This window comes from Kribbella alba (genome assembly GCF_039529635.1).
Classification (GTDB): domain Bacteria; phylum Actinomycetota; class Actinomycetes; order Propionibacteriales; family Kribbellaceae; genus Kribbella; species Kribbella alba.
In genome coordinates this window covers 685,904-705,456 of record NZ_BAAANE010000007.1, presented here as the reverse complement: position 1 = coordinate 705,456, position 19,553 = coordinate 685,904, and the positions used below count along the sequence as shown (strand labels likewise).

The 19,553-nt window shown below is 68.0% G+C and carries 18 protein-coding genes; 4 read left to right on the top strand and 14 right to left on the bottom strand.

Annotated elements, in window-relative coordinates; translation table 11 throughout:
- Positions 1–45: 45 nt before the first annotated feature.
- From ABD210_RS21205 to uvrC, 9 genes are all read right to left on the bottom strand, one after another.
- Positions 46–405, bottom strand: coding sequence for an RNA polymerase-binding protein RbpA (locus ABD210_RS21205; protein ID WP_131515924.1), 360 nt, complete (start codon positions 403–405; stop codon positions 46–48).
- Positions 406–421: 16 nt separating this feature from the next.
- A complete protein-coding gene (secG, locus tag ABD210_RS21200) occupies positions 422–655 on the bottom strand; it encodes a preprotein translocase subunit SecG (protein WP_145811694.1) in 234 nt (77 codons plus the stop codon).
- Positions 652–1,461 carry a triose-phosphate isomerase gene (gene tpiA, locus ABD210_RS21195; RefSeq protein ID WP_344113593.1) on the bottom strand — a complete coding sequence of 270 codons (810 nt, stop codon included), beginning with the start codon at positions 1,459–1,461 and terminating at the stop codon, positions 652–654. Before tpiA ends, secG begins: the two co-directional genes overlap by 4 nt.
- A gap of 6 nt (positions 1,462–1,467) precedes the next feature.
- The gene (locus tag ABD210_RS21190; RefSeq protein ID WP_344113592.1) at positions 1,468–2,670 is read right to left on the bottom strand and encodes a phosphoglycerate kinase; all 1,203 of its coding nucleotides are present in this window, start codon (positions 2,668–2,670) and stop codon (positions 1,468–1,470) included.
- Between the two features lie 82 nt (positions 2,671–2,752).
- Positions 2,753–3,757: a type I glyceraldehyde-3-phosphate dehydrogenase gene (gap, locus tag ABD210_RS21185; protein ID WP_344113591.1), complete on the bottom strand. Its 1,005-nt coding sequence runs from the start codon at positions 3,755–3,757 to the stop codon at positions 2,753–2,755.
- A 133-nt stretch (positions 3,758–3,890) separates the two neighbouring features.
- Positions 3,891–4,874 carry a DNA-binding protein WhiA gene (whiA, locus tag ABD210_RS21180; protein ID WP_270138945.1) on the bottom strand — a complete coding sequence of 328 codons (984 nt, stop codon included), beginning with the start codon at positions 4,872–4,874 and terminating at the stop codon, positions 3,891–3,893.
- A gap of 395 nt (positions 4,875–5,269) precedes the next feature.
- On the bottom strand, positions 5,270–6,211 hold the full coding sequence (locus ABD210_RS21175; RefSeq protein WP_344113590.1) for a gluconeogenesis factor YvcK family protein: 942 nt from the start codon (positions 6,209–6,211) through the stop codon (positions 5,270–5,272).
- A 7-nt stretch (positions 6,212–6,218) separates the two neighbouring features.
- Positions 6,219–7,085: an RNase adapter RapZ gene (gene rapZ / locus ABD210_RS21170; RefSeq protein ID WP_344113589.1), complete on the bottom strand. Its 867-nt coding sequence runs from the start codon at positions 7,083–7,085 to the stop codon at positions 6,219–6,221.
- Positions 7,085–9,115 carry an excinuclease ABC subunit UvrC gene (gene uvrC, locus ABD210_RS21165; protein ID WP_344113588.1) on the bottom strand — a complete coding sequence of 677 codons (2,031 nt, stop codon included), beginning with the start codon at positions 9,113–9,115 and terminating at the stop codon, positions 7,085–7,087. The genes rapZ and uvrC overlap by 1 nt, the downstream gene beginning before the upstream one ends.
- 197 nt (positions 9,116–9,312) lie before the next feature.
- On the opposite strand from uvrC, the gene ABD210_RS21160 reads away from it, so the two are divergent.
- The gene (locus ABD210_RS21160; RefSeq protein ID WP_344113587.1) at positions 9,313–10,566 is read left to right on the top strand and encodes a S8 family peptidase; all 1,254 of its coding nucleotides are present in this window, start codon (positions 9,313–9,315) and stop codon (positions 10,564–10,566) included.
- A gap of 174 nt (positions 10,567–10,740) precedes the next feature.
- Here the strand turns inward: ABD210_RS21160 and ABD210_RS21155 are convergent, their stop codons facing one another.
- Both ABD210_RS21155 and uvrA read right to left on the bottom strand, forming a co-directional pair.
- A complete protein-coding gene (locus tag ABD210_RS21155) occupies positions 10,741–11,208 on the bottom strand; it encodes a Rieske (2Fe-2S) protein (RefSeq protein WP_344113586.1) in 468 nt (155 codons plus the stop codon).
- Between the two features lie 339 nt (positions 11,209–11,547).
- Positions 11,548–14,625, bottom strand: coding sequence for an excinuclease ABC subunit UvrA (gene uvrA, locus ABD210_RS21150; RefSeq protein WP_344113584.1), 3,078 nt, complete (start codon positions 14,623–14,625; stop codon positions 11,548–11,550).
- A 204-nt stretch (positions 14,626–14,829) separates the two neighbouring features.
- Here uvrA and ABD210_RS21145 point away from each other — a divergent pair, with 204 nt between their 5' ends.
- Positions 14,830–15,537: a maleylpyruvate isomerase family mycothiol-dependent enzyme gene (locus tag ABD210_RS21145; protein WP_344113583.1), complete on the top strand. Its 708-nt coding sequence runs from the start codon at positions 14,830–14,832 to the stop codon at positions 15,535–15,537.
- Between the two features lie 25 nt (positions 15,538–15,562).
- Complete coding sequence (locus tag ABD210_RS21140) at positions 15,563–16,222, top strand: MBL fold metallo-hydrolase (protein WP_344113581.1); 660 nt, start codon at positions 15,563–15,565, stop codon at positions 16,220–16,222.
- Between the two features lie 4 nt (positions 16,223–16,226).
- Here ABD210_RS21140 and ABD210_RS21135 read toward each other — a convergent pair whose 3' ends face one another.
- Both ABD210_RS21135 and ABD210_RS21130 read right to left on the bottom strand, forming a co-directional pair.
- Positions 16,227–16,556 (bottom strand): YybH family protein, encoded by a 330-nt coding sequence (locus ABD210_RS21135; protein ID WP_344113579.1) that lies wholly within the window; start codon positions 16,554–16,556, stop codon positions 16,227–16,229.
- An 8-nt stretch (positions 16,557–16,564) separates the two neighbouring features.
- Entirely contained in the window at positions 16,565–17,071 is a 507-nt protein-coding gene (locus ABD210_RS21130; protein ID WP_344113578.1) for a cupin domain-containing protein, read from the bottom strand.
- Positions 17,072–17,181: 110 nt separating this feature from the next.
- On the opposite strand from ABD210_RS21130, the gene ABD210_RS21125 reads away from it, so the two are divergent.
- Positions 17,182–18,315 (top strand): helix-turn-helix transcriptional regulator, encoded by a 1,134-nt coding sequence (locus ABD210_RS21125; protein ID WP_344113577.1) that lies wholly within the window; start codon positions 17,182–17,184, stop codon positions 18,313–18,315.
- A gap of 237 nt (positions 18,316–18,552) precedes the next feature.
- Here the strand turns inward: ABD210_RS21125 and ABD210_RS21120 are convergent, their stop codons facing one another.
- On the bottom strand, positions 18,553–19,485 hold the full coding sequence (locus tag ABD210_RS21120; RefSeq protein WP_344113576.1) for a S1C family serine protease: 933 nt from the start codon (positions 19,483–19,485) through the stop codon (positions 18,553–18,555).
- Between the last annotated feature and the right edge of the window lie 68 nt (positions 19,486–19,553).

Genomic DNA, 19,553 nt, shown 5'->3' with positions numbered 1-19,553 from the left:
GCCCGGGCGGTCCTGTGTGCTGGACTGCCCGGGCCTTCGGGTGAATCAGAAGATGACCTCGCCGCGGGCACGCCGGGCACGGAGCTTCTCGAGGGCCTCTTCGAGGATCTCGGCGGCTTCCTGCTCGCTGCGGCGTTCCTTCACGTAGGCCAGGTGCGTCTTGTACGGCTCGATCTTCGGCGGGGGCGGTGGGTTGTTGACGTCGGTGCTGGTCGGTAGACCGCACCTCGGACAGTCCCAAGCCTCCGGGATGGCCGCCTCGACGGCGAACACCGTCGCGGTCTCGTGCCCGTTGGCACAGAAGAACACGATGCGTTGCCGGGGCGCGGTGTCGCCGCGCTCCGCCTCGCCCATCGGTCCGGCGCCGACCCGGCTACCACGAATTGCGCTGCCACCACCAGCCACGGGAGCTACTCCCCTCTCAGCCGAGCTTGTACAGCAGGCCGAGCGCGACGATGGCCGCGAACCAGATCAGCCCGACGCCGATCGTGATCCGGTCGAGGTTCCGCTCGGCGACCGAGGATCCGCCCAGACTGGACGAGACCCCGCCACCGAACAGGTCGGAAAGACCGCCACCGCGGCCTTTGTGCAGCAGCACGAGCAGCGTGAGGATCAGGCTGCAGATGACGACGACGATCGAGAAAGCGAGAATCACGAGGAGTAGCCTAACTGAAGGTCCAGGTAACGGCAGATACCGGCGAACTCGTCCACCTTGAGGCTTGCTCCGCCTACCAGGCAGCCGTCGATATCCGGCTGGGCCATGATGCCACCTGCGCTGCTCATCTTCACCGACCCCCCGTAAAGAATCCGTACCGAGTCGGCCACGGCGGGTGAGATCGTCTCCTCCAGCCGGCCCCGGATCGCGGCGCCGACCTCCTGCGCGTCCTCCGGGGTGGCCACCTCGCCGGTGCCGATCGCCCAGACCGGCTCGTAGGCGATGACGACCTTGCGGACGTCGTCCTGCTTGAGGCCGGCCAACGCGGCGTCCAGCTGGGCGAGCGTGTGCTCGACGTGCCTGCCCTCCTTGCGGACCTCCAGCCCCTCACCCACACAGACGATCGGGACGAGTCCCTTCTCCAGCGCCTTGGCGGCCTTGGCGTTGACCAGCGCGTCGTCCTCGTGGTGGTACTGCCGGCGCTCGGAGTGCCCGACCAGCGTGTAGGTGCAGCCGAGCTTGGTGAGCATGTTCGCCGAGATCTCGCCGGTGTACGCACCCTCGTCGTGCTGGGAAACGTCCTGCGCGCCGTACACGATCTTCATCCGGTCACCGTCGACGAGCGTCTGCACGCTGCGGATGTCGGTGTACGGCGGAAGCACCGCGACCTCTACCCGCTCGAAGTCGTGCTTCTTGTCCTGCAGGGTCCAGCTCAGCTTCTGCAGCAGGTGCACGGCCTCGACATGGTTGACGTTCATCTTCCAGTTGCCCGCCATCAGAACCCTGCGAGCGGTGTTGTCAGCCATCAGGTGTCAGTCCTCTTCCAGCACAGCGAGACCCGGGAGCTCTTTGCCCTCGAGGTATTCGAGCGACGCGCCACCACCGGTGGAGATGTGCCCGAACTGGTCGTCGGCGAAGCCTAGCTGCCGGACCGCGGCGGCCGAGTCGCCACCACCCACCACGCTGAGCCCGTCGACCTCGGTCAACGCCTGCGCGACGGCCTTGGTCCCCCCGGCGAACGGCTCCATCTCGAAGACACCCATCGGGCCGTTCCAGAAGACGGTGTGCGCACCGGCGATCTCGGCGGCGAACGCCTTGCCGGAGTCGGGGCCGATGTCCAGGCCGAGCTGGTCGGCCGGGATCGCGTCCGCGGCGACGACCGTGGCCGGTGCGTCCGCCTTGAACTCGGGTGCGACCACGATGTCGGTCGGCAGCACGATCTCGACACCCTTGGCCTTCGCGGTCTCCAGGTAGCCCCTGACCGCGTCGAGCTGGTCCTCCTCGAGCAGGCTCTTGCCGACCTCGAAGCCCTGGGCCTTGAGGAAGGTGAACACCATGCCGCCACCGATCAGCAGCTTGTCCGCCTTGGCGAGCAGGTTGTCGATCACGGCCAGCTTGTCGGACACCTTCGCGCCACCCAGTACGACGACGTACGGGCGGGCCGGGTCCTCGGTGAGCTTCTTCAGCACGTTGACCTCGGCCAGGACCAGGTCGCCGGCCGCGTGCGGAAGCAGACGCGCCACGTCGTACACGCTGGCCTGCTTGCGGTGGACCACGCCGAAACCGTCGCTGACGAACACGTCCGCCAGACCGGCGAGCTCCTCGGCCAGCGCCTTGCGCTCGTCGTCGTCCTTGCTCTCCTCGCGCGGGTCGAACCGGACGTTCTCGAGCAGCAGCACCTCGCCCTCGTCCAGCTCCTGGACGCTCTCCTGTGCGCTGTCGCCGGTCACGTCGGTGGCGAAGTGCACCTTGATGCCCTCGGGCTGCAGCAGCTCGCCCAGCCGCTTGGCGACCGGGGCGAGGCTGAACTCCGGGTTCGGCTTGCCCTTCGGACGGCCGAGGTGCGCGGTCACGATCACCTTGGCACCGGCCCTGGCCAGCTTCACCAGGGTCGGCACGCTGGCGCGGATGCGGCCGTCGTCGCCGATCTTCTCACCGTCGATGGGCACGTTCAGGTCCGAGCGCACCAGCACCCGCAGCCCCGCGACATCACCCAGGTCTTCGATCGTCTTCACAGTTCAGCAATCCTCTGTCGAACAGGCTTGCGCCCGAAGAGGCACCAGGGCTCCCTCGGACGCAAGCTGTGGGGAAGGAACGTCAGAGCGAGGCGCCGACGTAGGTGACGAGGTCGACGAGGCGGTTGGAGTAGCCCCACTCGTTGTCGTACCAGCCGACGACCTTCACCTGGTTGCCGAGCACCTTGGTCAGGCCGGCGTCGAAGATGCAGGAGGCCGGGTCGGTGACGATGTCGGTCGACACGATCGGGTCCTCGGTGTACTTCAGGTAGCCCTTCAGCCCACCCTCTGCGGCGGCCTTGACCGCGGCGTTGACCTCTTCGACCGAGGTCTCACGGCCGACGGTGATGGTCAGGTCGGTGGCCGAACCGGTCGGCACCGGCACGCGCAGCGCGTAGCCGTCCAGCTTGCCCTTGAGCTCCGGCAGGACCAGGCCGATCGCCTTGGCGGCACCGGTCGAGGTCGGCACGATGTTCAGCGCGGCGGCGCGGGCGCGGCGCAGGTCCGGGTGCGGACCGTCCTGCAGGTTCTGGTCCTGGGTGTACGCGTGGATCGTCGTCATCAGGCCCTGCTGGATGGTGAACTCGTCGTGGATGGCCTTGGCCATCGGCGCGAGGCAGTTCGTGGTGCAGGAGGCGTTCGAGATGACCGTGTGCTGGTCGGCGTCGTACAGCTCGTGGTTCACGCCCATCACCACGGTCAGGTCCTCGTTCTTCGCCGGGGCGGAGATGATGACCTTCTTGGCGCCGTTGTCGGCGTGCGTCTTGGCCTTGGTGGCGTCGGTGAAGAAGCCGGTCGACTCGATCACGATGTCGGCGCCCACATCAGACCACTTCAGGTTCGCGGGGTCGCGCTCGGCGAACGCCTTGAAGGTGTGACCGCTGACGCTGATGTCGGTCTCGGTCGCGGACACGTCACCGGGGAAGCGGCCCAGGATCGAGTCGTACTTCAGCAGGTGGGCCAGGGTCTGGTTGTCGGTCAAGTCATTGACGGCGACGACCTCGATGTCGGCACCGGACGCCTGTACGGCGCGGAAGAAGTTACGGCCGATCCGGCCGAAGCCGTTGATACCTACGCGAACGGTCACGGGACTACGTCTCCTCAAAAGTGGCTCCGAGCAGTACTGCTAGCACCCGAAACACTAGCCCAACCGCCCACCCGGCCCACTGGTTACATCCACTCATGACCAGTGACCACCGGACAACCCGAGGTGATCCGGGTCAGGCGGGGTCGAGCATGTCGGGGGTGAGGTTCGCCTCGGTGTTGGGGATGCCGAGGTCGGACGCGCGCTTGTCGGCCATCGCCAGCAGCCGCCGGATCCGGCCCGCCACCGCGTCCTTGGTCAGCGCCGGCTCGTGCAGCTGGCCGAGCTCCTCGAGGCTGGCCTGCTTGTGCTCCAGCCGCAGCTTTCCCGCCACCTGCAGGTGATCCGGGACATCGTCACCGAGGATCTCCAGCGCCCGCTCGACCCGTGCACCGGCGGCAACAGCTGCGCGCGCGGACCGGCGCAGGTTCGCGTCGTCGAAGTTCGCGAGCCGGTTCGCGGTCGCGCGGACCTCGCGCCGCATCCGGCGCTCCTCCCACGCCAGCACCGACTCGTGCGCGCCGAGACGGGTCAGCAGCGCACCGATCGCGTCGCCGTCGCGGATCACGACGCGGTCCACATTGCGGACTTCCCGCGCCTTCGAACCGATACCGAGGCGCCGCGCGGCACCCACGAGCGCCAGCGCCGCCTCGGGGCCCGGGCAGGTCACCTCCAGCGACGAGGAGCGGCCGGGCTCGGTCAGCGAGCCGTGCGCGAGGAAGGCTCCACGCCAGGCCGCCACGGCGTCGCAGGACGCCCCCGACACCACTGCCGGGGGAAGACCCCGGACCGGGCGGCCGCGGTTGTCCACGAGGCCCGTCTGCCGCGCCAGGGCGTCACCGTCGCGGACGACGCGCACGACGTACTTGGTCTGCTTGCGGATCCCCGATGGGGAGATCACCACGACGTCCGACGGGTGCCCGAAGATCTCGGCGATGTCCTTGCGGAGCCGCCGGGCCGCGGCACCGCTGTCCAGCTCGGCCTCGACCACGATCCGGCCGGACACGATGTGCAGCCCGCCCGCGAACCGCAGCACGGAGGAGACCTCGGCCTTGCGGCAACAGGGCTTGGTGACCTGGATGCTGGTCAGCTCGGACTTCACCTGTGCTGTCATCGCCATGTAGGGAATCCTCCCACTGCTGTCAAAGACCCTCGTGCCCGCACCGATCCAACTCCCCGACCCCGTTCCCCGTTACGGCCGACCTGAACCGGGATGGCGGGGCGAGGGTCAGGATATGCACCTGACCGGGGTGGTGGGGCGGGGGTCAGGATATGCACCTGACCGGGGTGGTGGGGCGGGGGTCAGGATATGCACGGCCGTCTTCTACGACTCCCGCGATCGGGAGGTCGCGCGGTTCGACTCGAACGTGCACAACCCCGTCGACGGCTACAACGCGGACAGGCAGCCGATCTTCCGGAAGTAGACCGGCTTCCCGAAGTCGGCCCGCTTCTGGAGGTGGGCCCGCTTCTGGAGGTGGGCCTGCTTCTGGAAGTGGGCGTCCTTCTGGAACCGGGTCAGGCGAAGATCTCGCGGTAGATCTTGGCGAGTTTAACCGGGTCGTGGTGGAGGTGGCGGTGGTCGTCGGCGATGTCGGCGATCACCAGCTCCGCGCCCAGCGACTCCGCCGTACGGCGCAACGACGCGGGGTCCGGCACATGGTCCTCGTCAGCCAGTACTACGTCGATCCGCAGGTCCGGCGCATGCGCGGCCAATACCTCGAGGTGGGTCTCCGGGGAGAAGCCGTCGGTCTCACCCTTCTGTTCGCCGAGGTTCAACGTCAGCAGTCTGCGCGCCTGGGTCTCCTGAAGGCCGCGGGACAGCGCCGGGACGAGCAAGTTCGGGATCACCGAGGTGAACCACGACCCCGGGCCGACCACGACCCAGTCGGCCTCCGCGATCGCGACCAGGGCTTCCGGGCAGGCCGGAGGGTCGGCCGGATCGAGTGCGACGTCCACTACCTGCCCCTCGGTGGTCGCCACCTCGGCCTGGCCCCTGATCTCGGTGATCACCTCGGGATGCAAGGGATCCAGGCCGATCACGCGCGCGGTGATGTCCAACGGAACGGCCGACATCGGCAGCACGCGGCCTTGCGCGCCAAGGAGTCGCGCGACCCAGTCGAGACCGTCGACCGCCTCGCCGAGCAGCTCCCACAACGCCACGATGAGCAGGTTGCCGACCGCGTGATCGTGCAGCTCGCCGTCGCTGCGGAAGCGGTGCTGCAGCACGCTGGCCCAGGTGCGGCCCCACTCGTCGTCGCGACACAACGCGGCCAGCGCCATCCGCAGATCACCTGGAGGCAGCACGCCCAGCTCGCGGCGGAGCCGACCGGACGAGCCGCCGTTGTCGGCGACCGTCACCACGGCAGTCAGCTGATCCGTGACGTGGCGGAGGGCGGACAACGAGGCGGCCAGCCCATGCCCGCCGCCGAGTGCGACGACTCGCGGAGCCCGTGACACTAGGCGGTCACTCCCGCCCCAGGTCCCTGTGCACGACCAACGTCGGTGAACCCTTCTCGCGCAGCCGTTTGGCGATCTCCTCGGCCATCGCGACGCTCCGGTGCTTCCCACCGGTGCAGCCGATCGCGACCGTGACGAACCGCTTGCCCTCGTTCAGATAGCCGGTCCGCACCGTGTCCAGCACGTCCACATAGTTCTGCAGGAACTGCTGGGCCAGCGGATGACCGAGCACGAAGTCTGACACAGGTTTGTCCTGGCCGGTCATCGGCCGCAGATCGGGCTGCCAGTACGGGTTCGGCACGAAGCGCATGTCCGCCACCACGTCCGCGTCCACGGGGATGCCGTACTTGAAGCCGAACGACACCACGGTCGCCCGCAGCTCGACGTTCTCCTCGTCGCCGAAGGCGTTCACGATCCTCGCGGCGAGCTGGTGGATGTTCAGGTTCGAGGTGTCGATCACCAGGTCGGCGCCGGCCCGGATGTCGCCGAGCAGTTCACGCTCGCGCTCGATCCCGGTCAGCAGCCGGCCCTCGCCCTGCAACGGATGCGGTCTGCGCACACTCTCCTGCCGCCGCACGATGACGTCGTCCGAAGCCTCCAGGAACAACGTGAGCGGGCGGTATCCCTTGGCCCGCAGGTCCTCCAGCGCCGACCCGAGCTCGTCGAAGAACATCCCGGTCCGTACGTCGACCACCACCGCCAGCCGCGGAGATGCGCCGGTGCCTACCACCTGCTCCACGATGGTGGTGAGGAACATCGGCGGCAGGTTGTCGACCACGAACCAGCCGAGGTCCTCCAGCACGTCCGCGACCGAACTTCGTCCCGCGCCGGACATGCCCGACACGATGATGAGGTTGCCGCTCGACTCGTCCATCAGTTCTCAGATCTCCCCGTTGGGTCCCCGTCCGGCACGCCGACCGGCGCGTCATCGTCCAGTATCTCGCCGGTGGCGGTGTTGACGGCCGGTGCGCGACCTGTGTCGGCCTTAGTTGCCGCTGAGTTCACCGCCAGGACCACGGACTCCGCCGTACGACGTCCGAAACCGGGCAGTTCGGCGACTTCGTCCACCGAGGCGTGACGCAACTTCTTCAGCGAACCGAAGTGCCGCAGCAGGGTCTTCCGGCGGACCTCGCCTAGACCGGGGACCTCGTCGAGCACGCTCTCCACCATCGACTTGGACCGTCTGCTCCGGTGGTGCGTGATGGCGAACCGGTGTGCCTCGTCGCGCAGGCGCTGCAGCAGGTAGAGCCCCTCCGAAGTACGGGAGAAGATGACGGGGTCCTCGTCGTCAGGGAGCCAGACCTCCTCCAGTCGCTTGGCCAGACCGACGACCGGGATGTCGCCGAGGCCGAGCTCGTCCATCGCCTGCCGCGCGGCGGCCACCTGCGGCGGACCACCGTCGACGACCACCAGGCCCGGCGTGTAGGCGAACTTCTTCGCCCGGCCGGTCTCGGGGTCGATCAGGCCGGCAGTCGGGTCCTCGTCGCTCTCGACACTCGTACCGCGCTCATCGAGCAGCCGCTTGAACCGCCGGGTCAGCACCTCGGCGATCGAGGCGACGTCGTTCTGCCCCTCGACGCCCTTGATCACGAACCGCCTGTACTCGCTCTTGCGCGGCAGGCCGTCCTCGAAGACCACCATCGACGCGACCACCTCGGTGCCTTGCAGGTTCGACACGTCGTAGCACTCGAGCCGCAGCGGCGCCTCGGGCAGGTCCAGGGCCGCCTGGATCTCCTCGAGCGCCTGGTTTCGGGTGGTCAGATCGCTGGCCCGCTTGGTTTTGTGCATGGTCAGCGTCTGCAGCGCGTTCCGCTCGACGGTCTCCATCAGGCCCTTCTTGTCACCGCGCTGCGGGACCCGGATCGAGACCCGCGAACCGCGCAGCTCGGAAAGCCACTCGGTCAGAGCCTCCTGGTCCTCCGGCAGGGTCGGCACCAGGATCTCCCGCGGGATCGTGTCGCCGGACTCCCCCGCATACGTCTGCTGGATGAACCTCTCGACGAGGTCCGCGGTCGTCGCCGTCCCGTCTGCCTTGTCAGCGATCCAGCCCCGCTGACCACGGATCCGGCCGCCACGGACGTAGAAGATCTGTACTGCGACCTCGAGCGGATCCTCTGACAGCGCGATCACGTCGGTGTCCGTGCCATCGCCGAGGACCACCGCGTTCTTGGCGAGCGCCTTCTCCAGCGCGGCCAGGTCGTCGCGGATCTTGGCTGCCCGTTCGTACTCGAGCTCGGCCGCGGCGGCCTTCATCTCCTTCTCCAGCCGGCGCACGTACGTCGTGGTCTGGCCGGACAGGAACGCCGAGAAGTCCTCCACGATCTTGAGGTGCTCGTCCTGGCTCACCTGACCGGTGCAGGGCGCGGAACACTTGCCGATGTAGCCCAGCAGGCAGGGCCGGCCGATCTGGCGGTGCCGGTTGAAGACGCCCTTGCTGCACGAGCGCATCGGGAACACCCGCAGCAGCAGGTCGACGGTCTCCCGGATCGCCCAGGCGTGGCTGTAGGGCCCGAAGTACCGGACGCCCTTCTTCTTCGGGCCGCGGCCGACCATCACCCGCGGGTACTCCTCGTTCAGGGTGATCGCGAGCCACGGGTACGACTTGTCGTCGCGGTACTTCACGTTGAAGCGCGGGTCGTACTCCTTGATCCAGGAGTACTCCAGTTGCAGCGACTCCACCTCGTTGGCCACCACGGTCCAGTCGACCTTCGCCGCGGTGGTCACCATCGACTGCGTGCGCGGGTGCAGATTGACCAGGTCCTGGAAGTACGACGACAGCCGGGCCCGCAGGTTCTTCGCCTTGCCGACGTAGATCACCCGCCCGGCGGCATCGCTGAAGCGGTACACCCCGGGCGAATCGGGAATCGAGCCCGGAGCCGGGCGGTAGGAGGAGGGATCAGCCACAGATCCACCCTAGTTCGCCCCGCCGACAACCCCGGACGCACCTTGCGATCCCGCAAAGGTCGCGTTGCGACTCGCCCCATATCGCCGGTTTGACCCCAGATTGGGATGGGCCGGATCCGTAGCTTGTCACTCAGGGTGGTCGTGCACGACCTGCGTGAGGCAACCGGGCCTTGCGCTGACTCGAGGGAGTTCCGCCCATGAACCCATTCGCCACACCGCGCGGAGTACGGACCGTGCTCGGCGCGGCAGCGGCTGCCACGCTGGCCGTCTCAGGACTGGCCGCCACCGCGGCGCCCGGCCATGCCAGCGAGGCCGGCGAGGCCTCGCCGCGGACGGCCGACGTCTCCGTCCGCGGCGCCGGCAGTCCCACGGCGATCCCGGGCAGCTATGTCGTCGTGCTGGCGGGCAACCGGTCCCCCGCGTCGACCAGGGCCACCAACCAGAGCCTCGCGACGTCGTACGACGTCAAGGTGCGGCGGCAGTTCAGCGCTTCCATCAAGGGATTCTCCGCGAGCATGACCGAGGAGCAGGCCAAGAAGATGGCCGGTGACTCGCGGGTCGCGTTCGTGCAGCAGAACCAGAAGATCACCGCGAACCAGGACAACCCGCCGTGGGGTCTGGACCGCACCGACCAGCGGGCCCTGCCCCTGGACAACAAGTTCGAGCCGTCCGCGACAGCGGACAACGTCAACGTGTATGTGATCGACACGGGTATCTATGCCGACCACAAGGACTTCGGCGGCCGGGCATCCGTGGGCACCGACACGGTCGGCGACGGCCAGAACGGCGTCGACTGCATGGGCCACGGCAGCCACGTCGCCGGCACCATCGCCGGCACGAACTTCGGGCTCGCCAAGGGCGCGAAAATCGTCGGCGTCCGGGTGCTCGACTGCAAGGGCGGCGGCACGACCGAGAGTGTCGTGGCCGGCATCGAATGGGTGACGGCCAACGCCAAGAAGCCGGCCGTCGCCAATATGAGCCTCGGCGGTGGCGTCGATCAGGCCCTCGATGCGGCGGTGAAGGCCTCCGTCGGCTCCGGCGTCAGCTATGCCGTTGCGGCAGGCAACGAAAGTTCCGACGCCTGCACGAGCTCGCCGGCCGACGAGCCGTCCGCGATCACCGTCGGCGCGACCGACGATCAGGATGCCAGGGCCACCTTCTCCAACTTCGGCAGGTGCGTCGACGTCTTCGCACCGGGCGTCGATGTCGAGTCGGTCGGCATCACCGGTCCCGACGCGACGGTGAAGATGAGCGGTACGTCGATGGCGACCCCGCACGTGGCGGGTGGCATCGCCCTCTACCTGAGCGCGCACCCGGACGCCAAGCCGGCCGACGTCGCCACGGCACTGACCGGTGCGGCGACTCCGGACAAGGTCGGCGATCCCGGCACGGGCTCACCGAACAAGCTGCTCTACGTCGGCGCGGTGGACCCAGCGAGCGCGCAGCACTGACCCGAACCGACGCAAGCGAGGAAGGCCCGGCCACCTGGCCGGGCCTTCCTGCTACCCGCTCACCGCTCGGTCAGATCTCTCGCTGCCCGCTCACCGCTCGGTCAGACCTTTCGCTGCCCGGTCCGTGCTTGGCTGGGGCTTTCTACTGCCTGCTTCCCGCTTGTTCAGGCCGGTTCAGGCCGAGACGATGTTGCCGTCCTTCATGCTGACCGGGACTGGTGCGAGCGGCTTCGTCGCCGGGCCGTTCACCACGCTGCCGTCAGTCACGCTGTACTTGCTGCCGTGGCACGGGCAGTCGATCGTGTTGTTCGCGACTGTAGCGACGATGCAGCCCATGTGCGTGCAGACCGCGGTGAACCCCTTGTACTGACCGGCCGCCGGTTGCGTGACGACGACCTTCGCGTCTTTGAACACCGCACCGCCGCCGACCGGAACGTCCGCCGCCGGGCCGAGCACCCCGCCCCCGGCGGGTGCGCTCGATGACGGAGCCGAGGACGGAGCGGACGTCGGGGCCGAGCTGGTCGGCGTGCTGCTGCTGTCGTTGCTGCTGCAAGCAGCGATCAGCGGCACGCTGACCCCCGCGAGACCGGCCACGGCCGCACCGCGAAGAACTGCGCGCCGATCAGTCATGTCGTTGGTCATCGATCGAATTCCTTCCAGGACGCTGACAAAATAGTTGAACGCTCTACTTACTGTTCTAGCCGATCTGCCCAAATCGGCAAAGGACCGGTGTCTTCGATACACGGAGCAGCAGCCCGACTGGTTCAACTGATGGCGGGATCATCCGGATTCACTACGGCTAGTCACCTCTACCACCATCACGGCCGCGATGCCAGCAGTTCTGGCACATCCGGGCGTGCTTGTCTGGAGGCGGAGTCAAAGTCGTTGCAATAGACAACGAATCGCTGGGCAACAAACGGCCGACGCCCGGGCAGGCCTGCTGCGCCGGGCGTCGTCGCGGTGATCGAGGTGGCCGTGGTGCTAGCTCGCAGCTCGCTTCGCGGCGACCTTCTTGGCCGGTGCCTTCTTGGCAGCAGCCTTCTTCAACGCGGTCTTTCCCGCGGGGGCGGTCTTCGTCTCGGCCGCGGTCTTCGCGCCGGTCGCCGTCGTGGCGGTGGCCTTCTTGGCAGCGACCTTCTTGGCGGCGACCTTCTTCGTCGTGGTGGCGCCGGACTTCGCAGCGGCCGCCAGCTTCTTCGCGCTGGGCTTGGCCGCCCGGCCCTGCAGGATCTCCGCGAGGAACTCGCCTGTGTAGGAGCCCGGGTTCGTCGCGACCTCCTCCGGGGTGCCCTCCGCGACCAGCGTGCCGCCGCGGCGACCGCCGTCCGGACCGAGGTCGATAATCCAGTCCGCGGTCTTGATGACGTCGAGGTTGTGCTCGATCACCAACACCGAGTTGCCCTTGTCCACCAGGCTGCCGAGCACGCCGAGCAGCTTGCGGATGTCCTCGAAGTGCAGACCGGTGGTCGGCTCGTCCAGCACGTAGACCGTGCGGCCGGTCGACCGCTTCTGCAACTCCGACGCCAGCTTCACCCGCTGAGCCTCACCACCGGACAGCGTCGGTGCCGGCTGACCCAGCCGCACATACCCCAGACCCACCTCGTTCAGTGTGGTCAGGTGGCGCGAGATCGCGGGGATCGCGGCGAAGAACTCCGCAGCCTCCTCGATCGGCATGTCCAGGATGTCCGCGACCGTCTTGCCCTTGTAGTGGACCTCGAGCGTCTCGCGGTTGTACCGGGCGCCGTGGCAGACCTCGCACGGGACGTAGACGTCCGGCAGGAAGTTCATCTCGATCTTCAGCGTGCCGTCGCCGGAGCACGCCTCGCAGCGACCGCCCTTGACGTTGAACGAGAACCGACCCTGCTGGTAGCCGCGGACCTTCGCCTCCGGCGTCTCCGCGAACAGCCTGCGGACGTGGTCCCAGACCCCGGTGTACGTCGCCGGGTTGGACCTCGGCGTCCGGCCGATCGGCGACTGGTCGACGTGGATCACCTTGTCCACGAGCTCCATGCCGCTGATCTTCGTGTGCCGGCCGGGAATCGTCCTGGCACCGTAGATCTGCCTCGCCAGCGAGGTGTAGAGGATGTCGTTCACCAGCGTCGACTTGCCCGAGCCGGACACGCCGGTGACGGCGACGAAGACCCCGAGCGGGATCGTCACATCGATGTCCTGCAGGTTGTGCTCGCGCGCGCCGTACACAGTGAGCTCGCGGCCCTCGGTCAGCGGCCGGCGCACCGGCGGGATCGGGATCTCCCTGCGACCCGAGATATACGCACCGGTGATGGAGTCCGGGTGGTTGCGCAGGTCCTCGACCGTACCGGACACGACGACCTGGCCGCCGTGCTCACCAGCACCCGGGCCGATGTCGACCACCCAGTCGGCGTGGTCGATGGTGTCCTCGTCGTGCTCGACCACGATCAGCGTGTTGCCGAGGTCCTTCAGCCGGACGAGGGTGTCGATCAGCCGTCGGTTGTCGCGCTGGTGCAGCCCGATGGACGGCTCGTCCAGTACGTAGAGCACGCCGACCAGGCCGGAGCCGATCTGCGTCGCCAGCCGGATCCGCTGCGCCTCGCCGCCGGACAACGAGCCGGCCGGGCGGTTCAGGGCCAGGTAGTCCAGGCCCACGTCGAGCAGGAACCGCAGCCGCTCGCCGATCTCCTTGACCACTCTCTCCGCGATCTGCTTCTCCCGCGGCGAGAGCTCCATGTCGGCGAGGAAGCCATGCACCTCGTCGATCGACATCGCGCTGATCTCGGCGATGTTCTTGCCGCCGAGCGTGACCGCCAGCGAGATCGGCTTCAGCCGGGCGCCGTTGCAGGCCAGGCAGGGGACCTCGCGCATGTAGCCCTCGAACCGCTCCCGGCTCGTGTCGCTGGACGATTCCGCGTGTCGGCGCTCGACGTACGGGATGACGCCTTCGAAGGTGGTGTAGTACGAGCGCTCGCGGCCGTAGCGGTTCTTGTACGAGACGTGGACCTGCCGGTCGTGCCCGGTGAGCAGGGACTTCTTCGCCTTCGCCGGGAGCTCCCCGAACGGCGTGCTCGTCTTGATCTTCAGATCCTTGGCCAGCGCGCCGAGCAGCCGCTCGAAGTACTGCGAGACGTTCGCCCCCGACCATGGCTGGATCGCGCCCTCGTCGAGGGACTTCGACGGGTCGGGGACCAGCAGCTCCGGGTCGACCTCCATCCGGGTGCCGAGCCCCGAGCAGACCGGGCAGGCGCCGTACGGCGAGTTGAACGAGAACGAGCGCGGCTCGAGCTCGTCGATCGCCAGCGGGTGGTCGTTCGGGCAGGCGAGCTTCTCGGAGAACCGGCGCTCGCGGTGCGGGTCGTCCTCCGGCAGGTCGACGAAGTCCAGCGTCAGGATGCCACCGGCCAAGCCGAGCGCGGTCTCGACCGAGTCGGTCAGCCGCTGTTTCGCGGAACCCTTCACCGCGAGCCGGTCGACCACCACGTCGATGGTGTGCTTCTTCTGCTTGTCCAGCTTCGGCGGCTCGGTCAGCTGGATCGTCTCGCCGTCCACGCGGGCGCGCGAGAAGCCCTGACCGGTCAGCTGCCGGAAGAGGTCGAGGTACTCCCCCTTGCGGCCGCGGATCACCGGCGCGAGCACCTGGAACCGGATGCCCTCGTCCAGCTCCAGCACCCGGTCGACGATCTGCTGCGGGGTCTGCCGGCTGATCGGCTCGCCGCACTCGGGACAGTGCGGCCGGCCGGCGCGCGCGAACAGCAGCCGGAGGTAGTCGTAGACCTCGGTGATGGTGCCGACGGTGGAGCGCGGGTTCCGCGAGGTGGACTTCTGGTCGATCGACACGGCCGGGGACAGACCCTCGATGAAGTCGACGTCCGGTTTGTCCATTTGACCGAGGAACTGGCGGGCATACGCCGACAGCGACTCGACGTAGCGCCGCTGGCCCTCGGCGAAGATCGTGTCGAAGGCCAGGCTGGACTTGCCGGACCCGGACAGCCCGGTGAAGACGATCATGGCGTCGCGTGGCAGGTCGAGCGAGACGTCCTTCAGGTTGTGCTCACGCGCTCCACGCACGATCAGACGATCAGACACAAGCTCACTCTCAGCCGTTCTCGAGGGTTTCGTGGCCGTCCGGGTGCCCACCACGGGGCTTCCGGACACGCTCAGGGGACATGCCCGATCATGCTAACGAGGGCTTCCGACAAAAACTTCCGCCGAGGTCCGGCCCGGGGACCCGGGGCCGTCCTCCGACGGATCTGGCAGCCTCTTCGAAAGCATATTCGATAGTCTCAGCCCATGGTCGCACCCGACGCAACGACGCTGCTGGTCGCGGAGTTACCGTCCGCTAATCGGAGACTGCTCGACACGCTGACTCCGCTGACGGACGCCGACGTACTGCGGTCCTCCCTGCTGCCCGGCTGGACGGTGGGACACGTGCTGAGCCACCTCGCCCGGAACGCCGACGCTCTGGTGAATCTGTGTGACTGGGCTCTCACCGGAGTCCGCAAGCCGATGTACGCGTCGAAGGAGGCCCGCGAGGCCGATATCGAGGCGGGCGCCGCGCGGAACCTCGCAGTACAGGTCGAGGATCTCGTGGCAGCGGAGGCGCGGCTGCTGGAGCGGTTCGAGGATCTGCCGGCCGATGCGTGGCGCGCGGAGGTGGTGTGGCCGAGCGGAATGACTCGTACTGCGGACCAGATCGTGGTGGCCCGGTTGAACGAGCTGGAGGTGCACCACGTCGATCTGGGCCTCGGGTACACCTTCGACGATGTGCCGCCGGAGCTCCGCGAGGCGCTGTTGACGTATGTGACCACCAGGTGGCCGGACGACACTGCCGTAGTACTGAAGAGCTCGGAGGGCGAGTGGGCGTCGCCTGTGCGCCCGGCTGGTGCAAGGATCGTCACTGGCGGCACGGCGGCTCTTCTGAGCTGGGTGCTCGGCCGCAGCGACGGAAGCACGCTCACGTCGGACAGCGCGTTGCCAGACGTGCCGGTGTGGGGCTGAAAAGGCGAGGGACATGGGAGAGCGCATGACGGAGTATGACGGCAAGGTCCGCGTCGGCGGGGCCGTGCAGACGCACGAACTCGCCAAGCTGATGATCACCAAGGTCGCCGTGGGCCCGATGGACAACAACGCGTACTTGCTGCGCAACCGGCAGACCGACGAGCAGGTGCTGATCGACGCCGCGAACGAGGCGGACACCCTGCTCACGGTGATCGGCTCCGGCGGCATCACCCGGGTCATCACCACCCACCAGCACGGCGACCACTGGCAGGCCCTCGCCGAGATCGTCGCCAGGACCGGCGCCATCACGGTGGCCGGCCGCGACGACGCCGACGGCATCCCGGTGCCGACCGACGAACCCGTGGGCGACGGCGACCGGATCCAGCTCGGCGAGCTCAGCCTGGAGGTGATCCAGCTGGTCGGCCACACCCCTGGCTCGATCGCCCTGCTGTACGACGACCCGACCGGCGCGCCGCATCTGTTCACCGGAGACTCGCTGTTCCCCGGTGGCGTCGGCAACACCCGCGGCAACAAGAAGAACTTCGAGTCGCTGATCCATGACGTCGAGACCAAGCTGTTCGACCGGCTCCCCGACGAGACCTGGGTCTACCCCGGCCACGGCGCCGACACCACCCTCGGCGCCGAGCGCGCCAGCCTGCCCGAGTGGCGCGCCCGCGGCTGGTGAGCCTCTACCGGCCGCTGTTCAAGGTGAGGAACACGATGGCGTAGCGCCACGTCCCGTTCTCGCCCCGGCGTACGACGTTGATGGCTCGACCGCTGACCATCAGGGCAGTGCCCTGCGCCTGAAGGACTGTTCCTGGATCGGCGAGGTAGGTGCCCTGGTGGTCCCACAGCCGGGTGACGAAGCGCTTGATCTCAGCTCGACCGCAGGCCTGCGATCCCTTCGTGTGGAGCACGGCTTCCGGCTCGAAGAGTTGCTCGAGCAGCTCGTGATCATGGACGACGAACGCGTCTTCGAGCATCGTCTCGAGCTCCTCCGGGGTTCGCGCGCCGGCCACGATGACGCCTAGAACGCCAGGCCGTGGCGCTCGACGATCGGCATCGTCCGCTCGAAGTCGACCTCACAGCCGTAGCTTGCCGCCAGCGCCGGTAGCGTCCCGGGGTCGTACTCACCGCCGGGCTCGCCGAGCTTGCGGAACAATTGCTCCAAGCCGCCGGGCGAGATGATCTCGAGCAGGCGGACCGGCTGGTCACCGGCATTCCAGAACGTGTGCCACTGGCCACGCGGCTTGAAGACCAGGGTGCCGGCATCCGCGAAGACCTCGTCATCGCCGAGTAGCGCCCCCAATCGGCCTTCGAGGACGAAGCTGTACTCGTCCTCCCGCGTGTGCAGATGCAGCGGAGCCGCCAGCACGTGGGGCGCCAGGGTGTGCTCCACCAGCGAGAACCCACCACCGGTATCCGCCGTGTCGATCAGATACCGGTCGGTCCGGCCCTGTGGATCTGTCATGGTCTCGCCGTCGGTCGGGCCAACGACTCGTACGCTGATGGCGGCTTTGATCTGCTGGTTCATCGTGCCTCCTCGATTGTGTTGACACGACTGAAGCTACGACCGGGAGCGACCGCGGCACATTCCACAAATGTGGTATCTGCAAACGACGCCGGCGGCCGTACGGTGGTGACGTGAGCGGGTATGCAAAGCGGGGGGCGAGGGACAGGATCGCGACGCTGACGCGCCAGGGCCTCGATCTCCCGACCCTTTGGCGGGAGGCGTCCGAGGCCATCGCCGGCGCCGTCCCGTACTACTGGGCGCCCTGCTGGTACACGCTGGACCCGGCCTCCTTGCTGGTCACCAGCCATTTCAACGACCAGTTGCCGCTCCTCCCGCCCGAATGGCTGGCGCAGGAGTACTACCAGGACGACGTCAACAACCTCGCCGACGTCGCCCGATCCGAGCAGGGCATCTCCACGTTGCACGAAGCCACGGGTGGCGACCCGGCCAGCAGTCCTCGATGGCACGAGAACATGACGCTCGGTGGGGACCAGGAGCTGATCGCGTGCCTGCGGACCAAGAGCGGCGAGGTGTGGGGTGCGCTGGGCCTTTACCGCGAGCCGGGGCAGCCGATGTTTGATGCCGACGAGCTGGACTTCGTCCACGCGATCGCGCCTGTCCTCGCGGAAGGTGCCCGCAACTCGTTGCTCCTCGGTGAAGCGACCGACCCGGAAGGTGCGGACGCGCCCGGCCTGATCGTTGTCACCGAAGACTGGCAGATCGAGTCCGCGACGCCTGGCGTCGAGCAGTGGCTCTCCGAGTTGCCGGATGGCGACTGGGCCACGGGCCGGTTGCCCTCATCAGTGCTCGCGGTCGCCGGCCGGGCTCTGAGAACGGCAACGTACCCGGACGCGGCAGGCGAAGTCGCGGTCTCGCGGGTCATGTCGCGCACGGGCCGCTGGGTCGTGCTGCACGGGACCTCGCTGATCTCCTCGAGCTCCCGCCGGGTCGCCGTCATCGTCGAGCCTGCCCATCCTTCACGCATCGCTCCGCTGCTGATGGCGGCCTACGGGCTGACTGATCGAGAGCAGGAGGTCACCCGGCTGGTCCTCCAGGGCAACTCGACCACTGACATCGCCGAGCGACTCTTCGTCTCGGCTCATACTGTGCAACAGCACCTCAAGAGCGTGTTCGACAAGACCGGCGTTCGCAGCCGCCGCGACCTGGTGGGCAAGATCTTCTTCGCCCACTACGAGCCCCGACTCCGAGACAACGAACACCGCGCAGTCGACGGCCACCCCCTCCGCGGCGGCCCACTCGCCTAGCGCCCTCAGAGTCGGGCGCGTGCCGCGGTGACCTGTTCGATGCCTCCAGCAACTCGCGGGCAACATCAAGGTGACCCGCCCCTCATCGGCTCCGGTCGATCCTAGGGAGTCAGAAGGTGATGTCCGGGATCTCAAAGGTCTGGATCGTGGTGGGCTCGTGCCCCACGACCTCTTGACGCTCAGGTGCCCCACGACCTCTTGAGCGCAGGCGAACTCGTGAGGCGGCGGGGCCGTTCGCTATCTGTCTGTCAGCTCGGCTGGTTCGGCGACGACGTCGACCATGGCGCCGTTGCGGACGGCGGTGATCTCGGTGCGGCGGCCGATCGCTTCGGCGAAGAGTTGGCGCTGGAGGGATTGGGCGTCCCGCAGTGGGGTGCCGTCCACGGCGAGCACCAGATCGCCCTGGCGTAGGCCGGCTTCCGCGGCCGGGCTGCCTGGGAGGACCTCGACCACGCGCAAAGCAGTCCGTTGACCGAAGCGCTCGACCAACTGCGGGCGCAGCGGTGCCGGCGTGGTGACCAGTCCGAGATACGCGCGACGGACCAGACCGTCGTGCAGCAGGGAGTAGATGATCCGGCGGCTTGTCGAGTTCATCGGGACGGCCAAGCCGAGCCCGATCCCGGCGACCGCCGTGTTGATGCCGATCACCCGACCGTTGCCATCGGCAAGCGCTCCGCCGGAGTTGCCCGGATTCAGGGCCGCGTCGGTCTGGATCACGTCCTCGATGATCCTGTTCGCGGACCCCGCCCGGACCGGCAGGGAACGCCCGAGAGCGCTCACCACGCCGGCCGTGACGCTCCCCGCAAGTCCCAGGGGGTTGCCCACGGCAACCACCAGGTTCCCGACCTTCAGCAGATCCGCGTCGCCGTACTCCGGCGGGTCCGGGATCGCCCGGTCGGCCCGCAGTACGGCCAGGTCGGACAGCCGGTCCACGCCGACCACCCGCGCCTGCGCAGCAGTCCCGTCGGCGAACTCCGCGGTGGCGCTGATCCCGTCGCCGACCACGTGCGCGTTGGTGAGCAGATGACCGTCGTCAGTCAGCACGACGGCAGATCCGGACGAGTCGCCTCGCCGGCCTTGGACCCGCAGGCTCGCCACCCGCGGGATGAGATGTTCCGCGACACCCGAGACTACCCGGGAGTACGCATCCAGTACGTCGTCTTCTGCCATCTTGCCGCCTCCTGATTACATCATTACAGCGCAATCAAGGCCCTGCCGTCTCCAGCCCAGCCACCCAT

What these genes read in the sequence shown, in the direction of transcription:
- tpiA (WP_344113593.1), bottom strand. Translation starts at nt 1,461, where the DNA reads ATGGCTGACAACACCGCTCGCAGGGTTCTGATGGCGGGCAACTGGAAG.
- whiA (WP_270138945.1), bottom strand. Translation starts at nt 4,874, where the DNA reads ATGGCGATGACAGCACAGGTGAAGTCCGAGCTGACCAGCATCCAGGTC.
- rapZ (WP_344113589.1), bottom strand. Translation starts at nt 7,085, where the DNA reads ATGGACGAGTCGAGCGGCAACCTCATCATCGTGTCGGGCATGTCCGGC.
- ABD210_RS21160 (WP_344113587.1), top strand. Translation starts at nt 9,313, where the DNA reads ATGAACCCATTCGCCACACCGCGCGGAGTACGGACCGTGCTCGGCGCG.
- ABD210_RS21155 (WP_344113586.1), bottom strand. Translation starts at nt 11,208, where the DNA reads ATGACCAACGACATGACTGATCGGCGCGCAGTTCTTCGCGGTGCGGCC.
- ABD210_RS21145 (WP_344113583.1), top strand. Translation starts at nt 14,830, where the DNA reads ATGGTCGCACCCGACGCAACGACGCTGCTGGTCGCGGAGTTACCGTCC.
- ABD210_RS21140 (WP_344113581.1), top strand. Translation starts at nt 15,563, where the DNA reads ATGACGGAGTATGACGGCAAGGTCCGCGTCGGCGGGGCCGTGCAGACG.
- ABD210_RS21130 (WP_344113578.1), bottom strand. Translation starts at nt 17,071, where the DNA reads ATGAACCAGCAGATCAAAGCCGCCATCAGCGTACGAGTCGTTGGCCCG.
- ABD210_RS21120 (WP_344113576.1), bottom strand. Translation starts at nt 19,485, where the DNA reads ATGGCAGAAGACGACGTACTGGATGCGTACTCCCGGGTAGTCTCGGGT.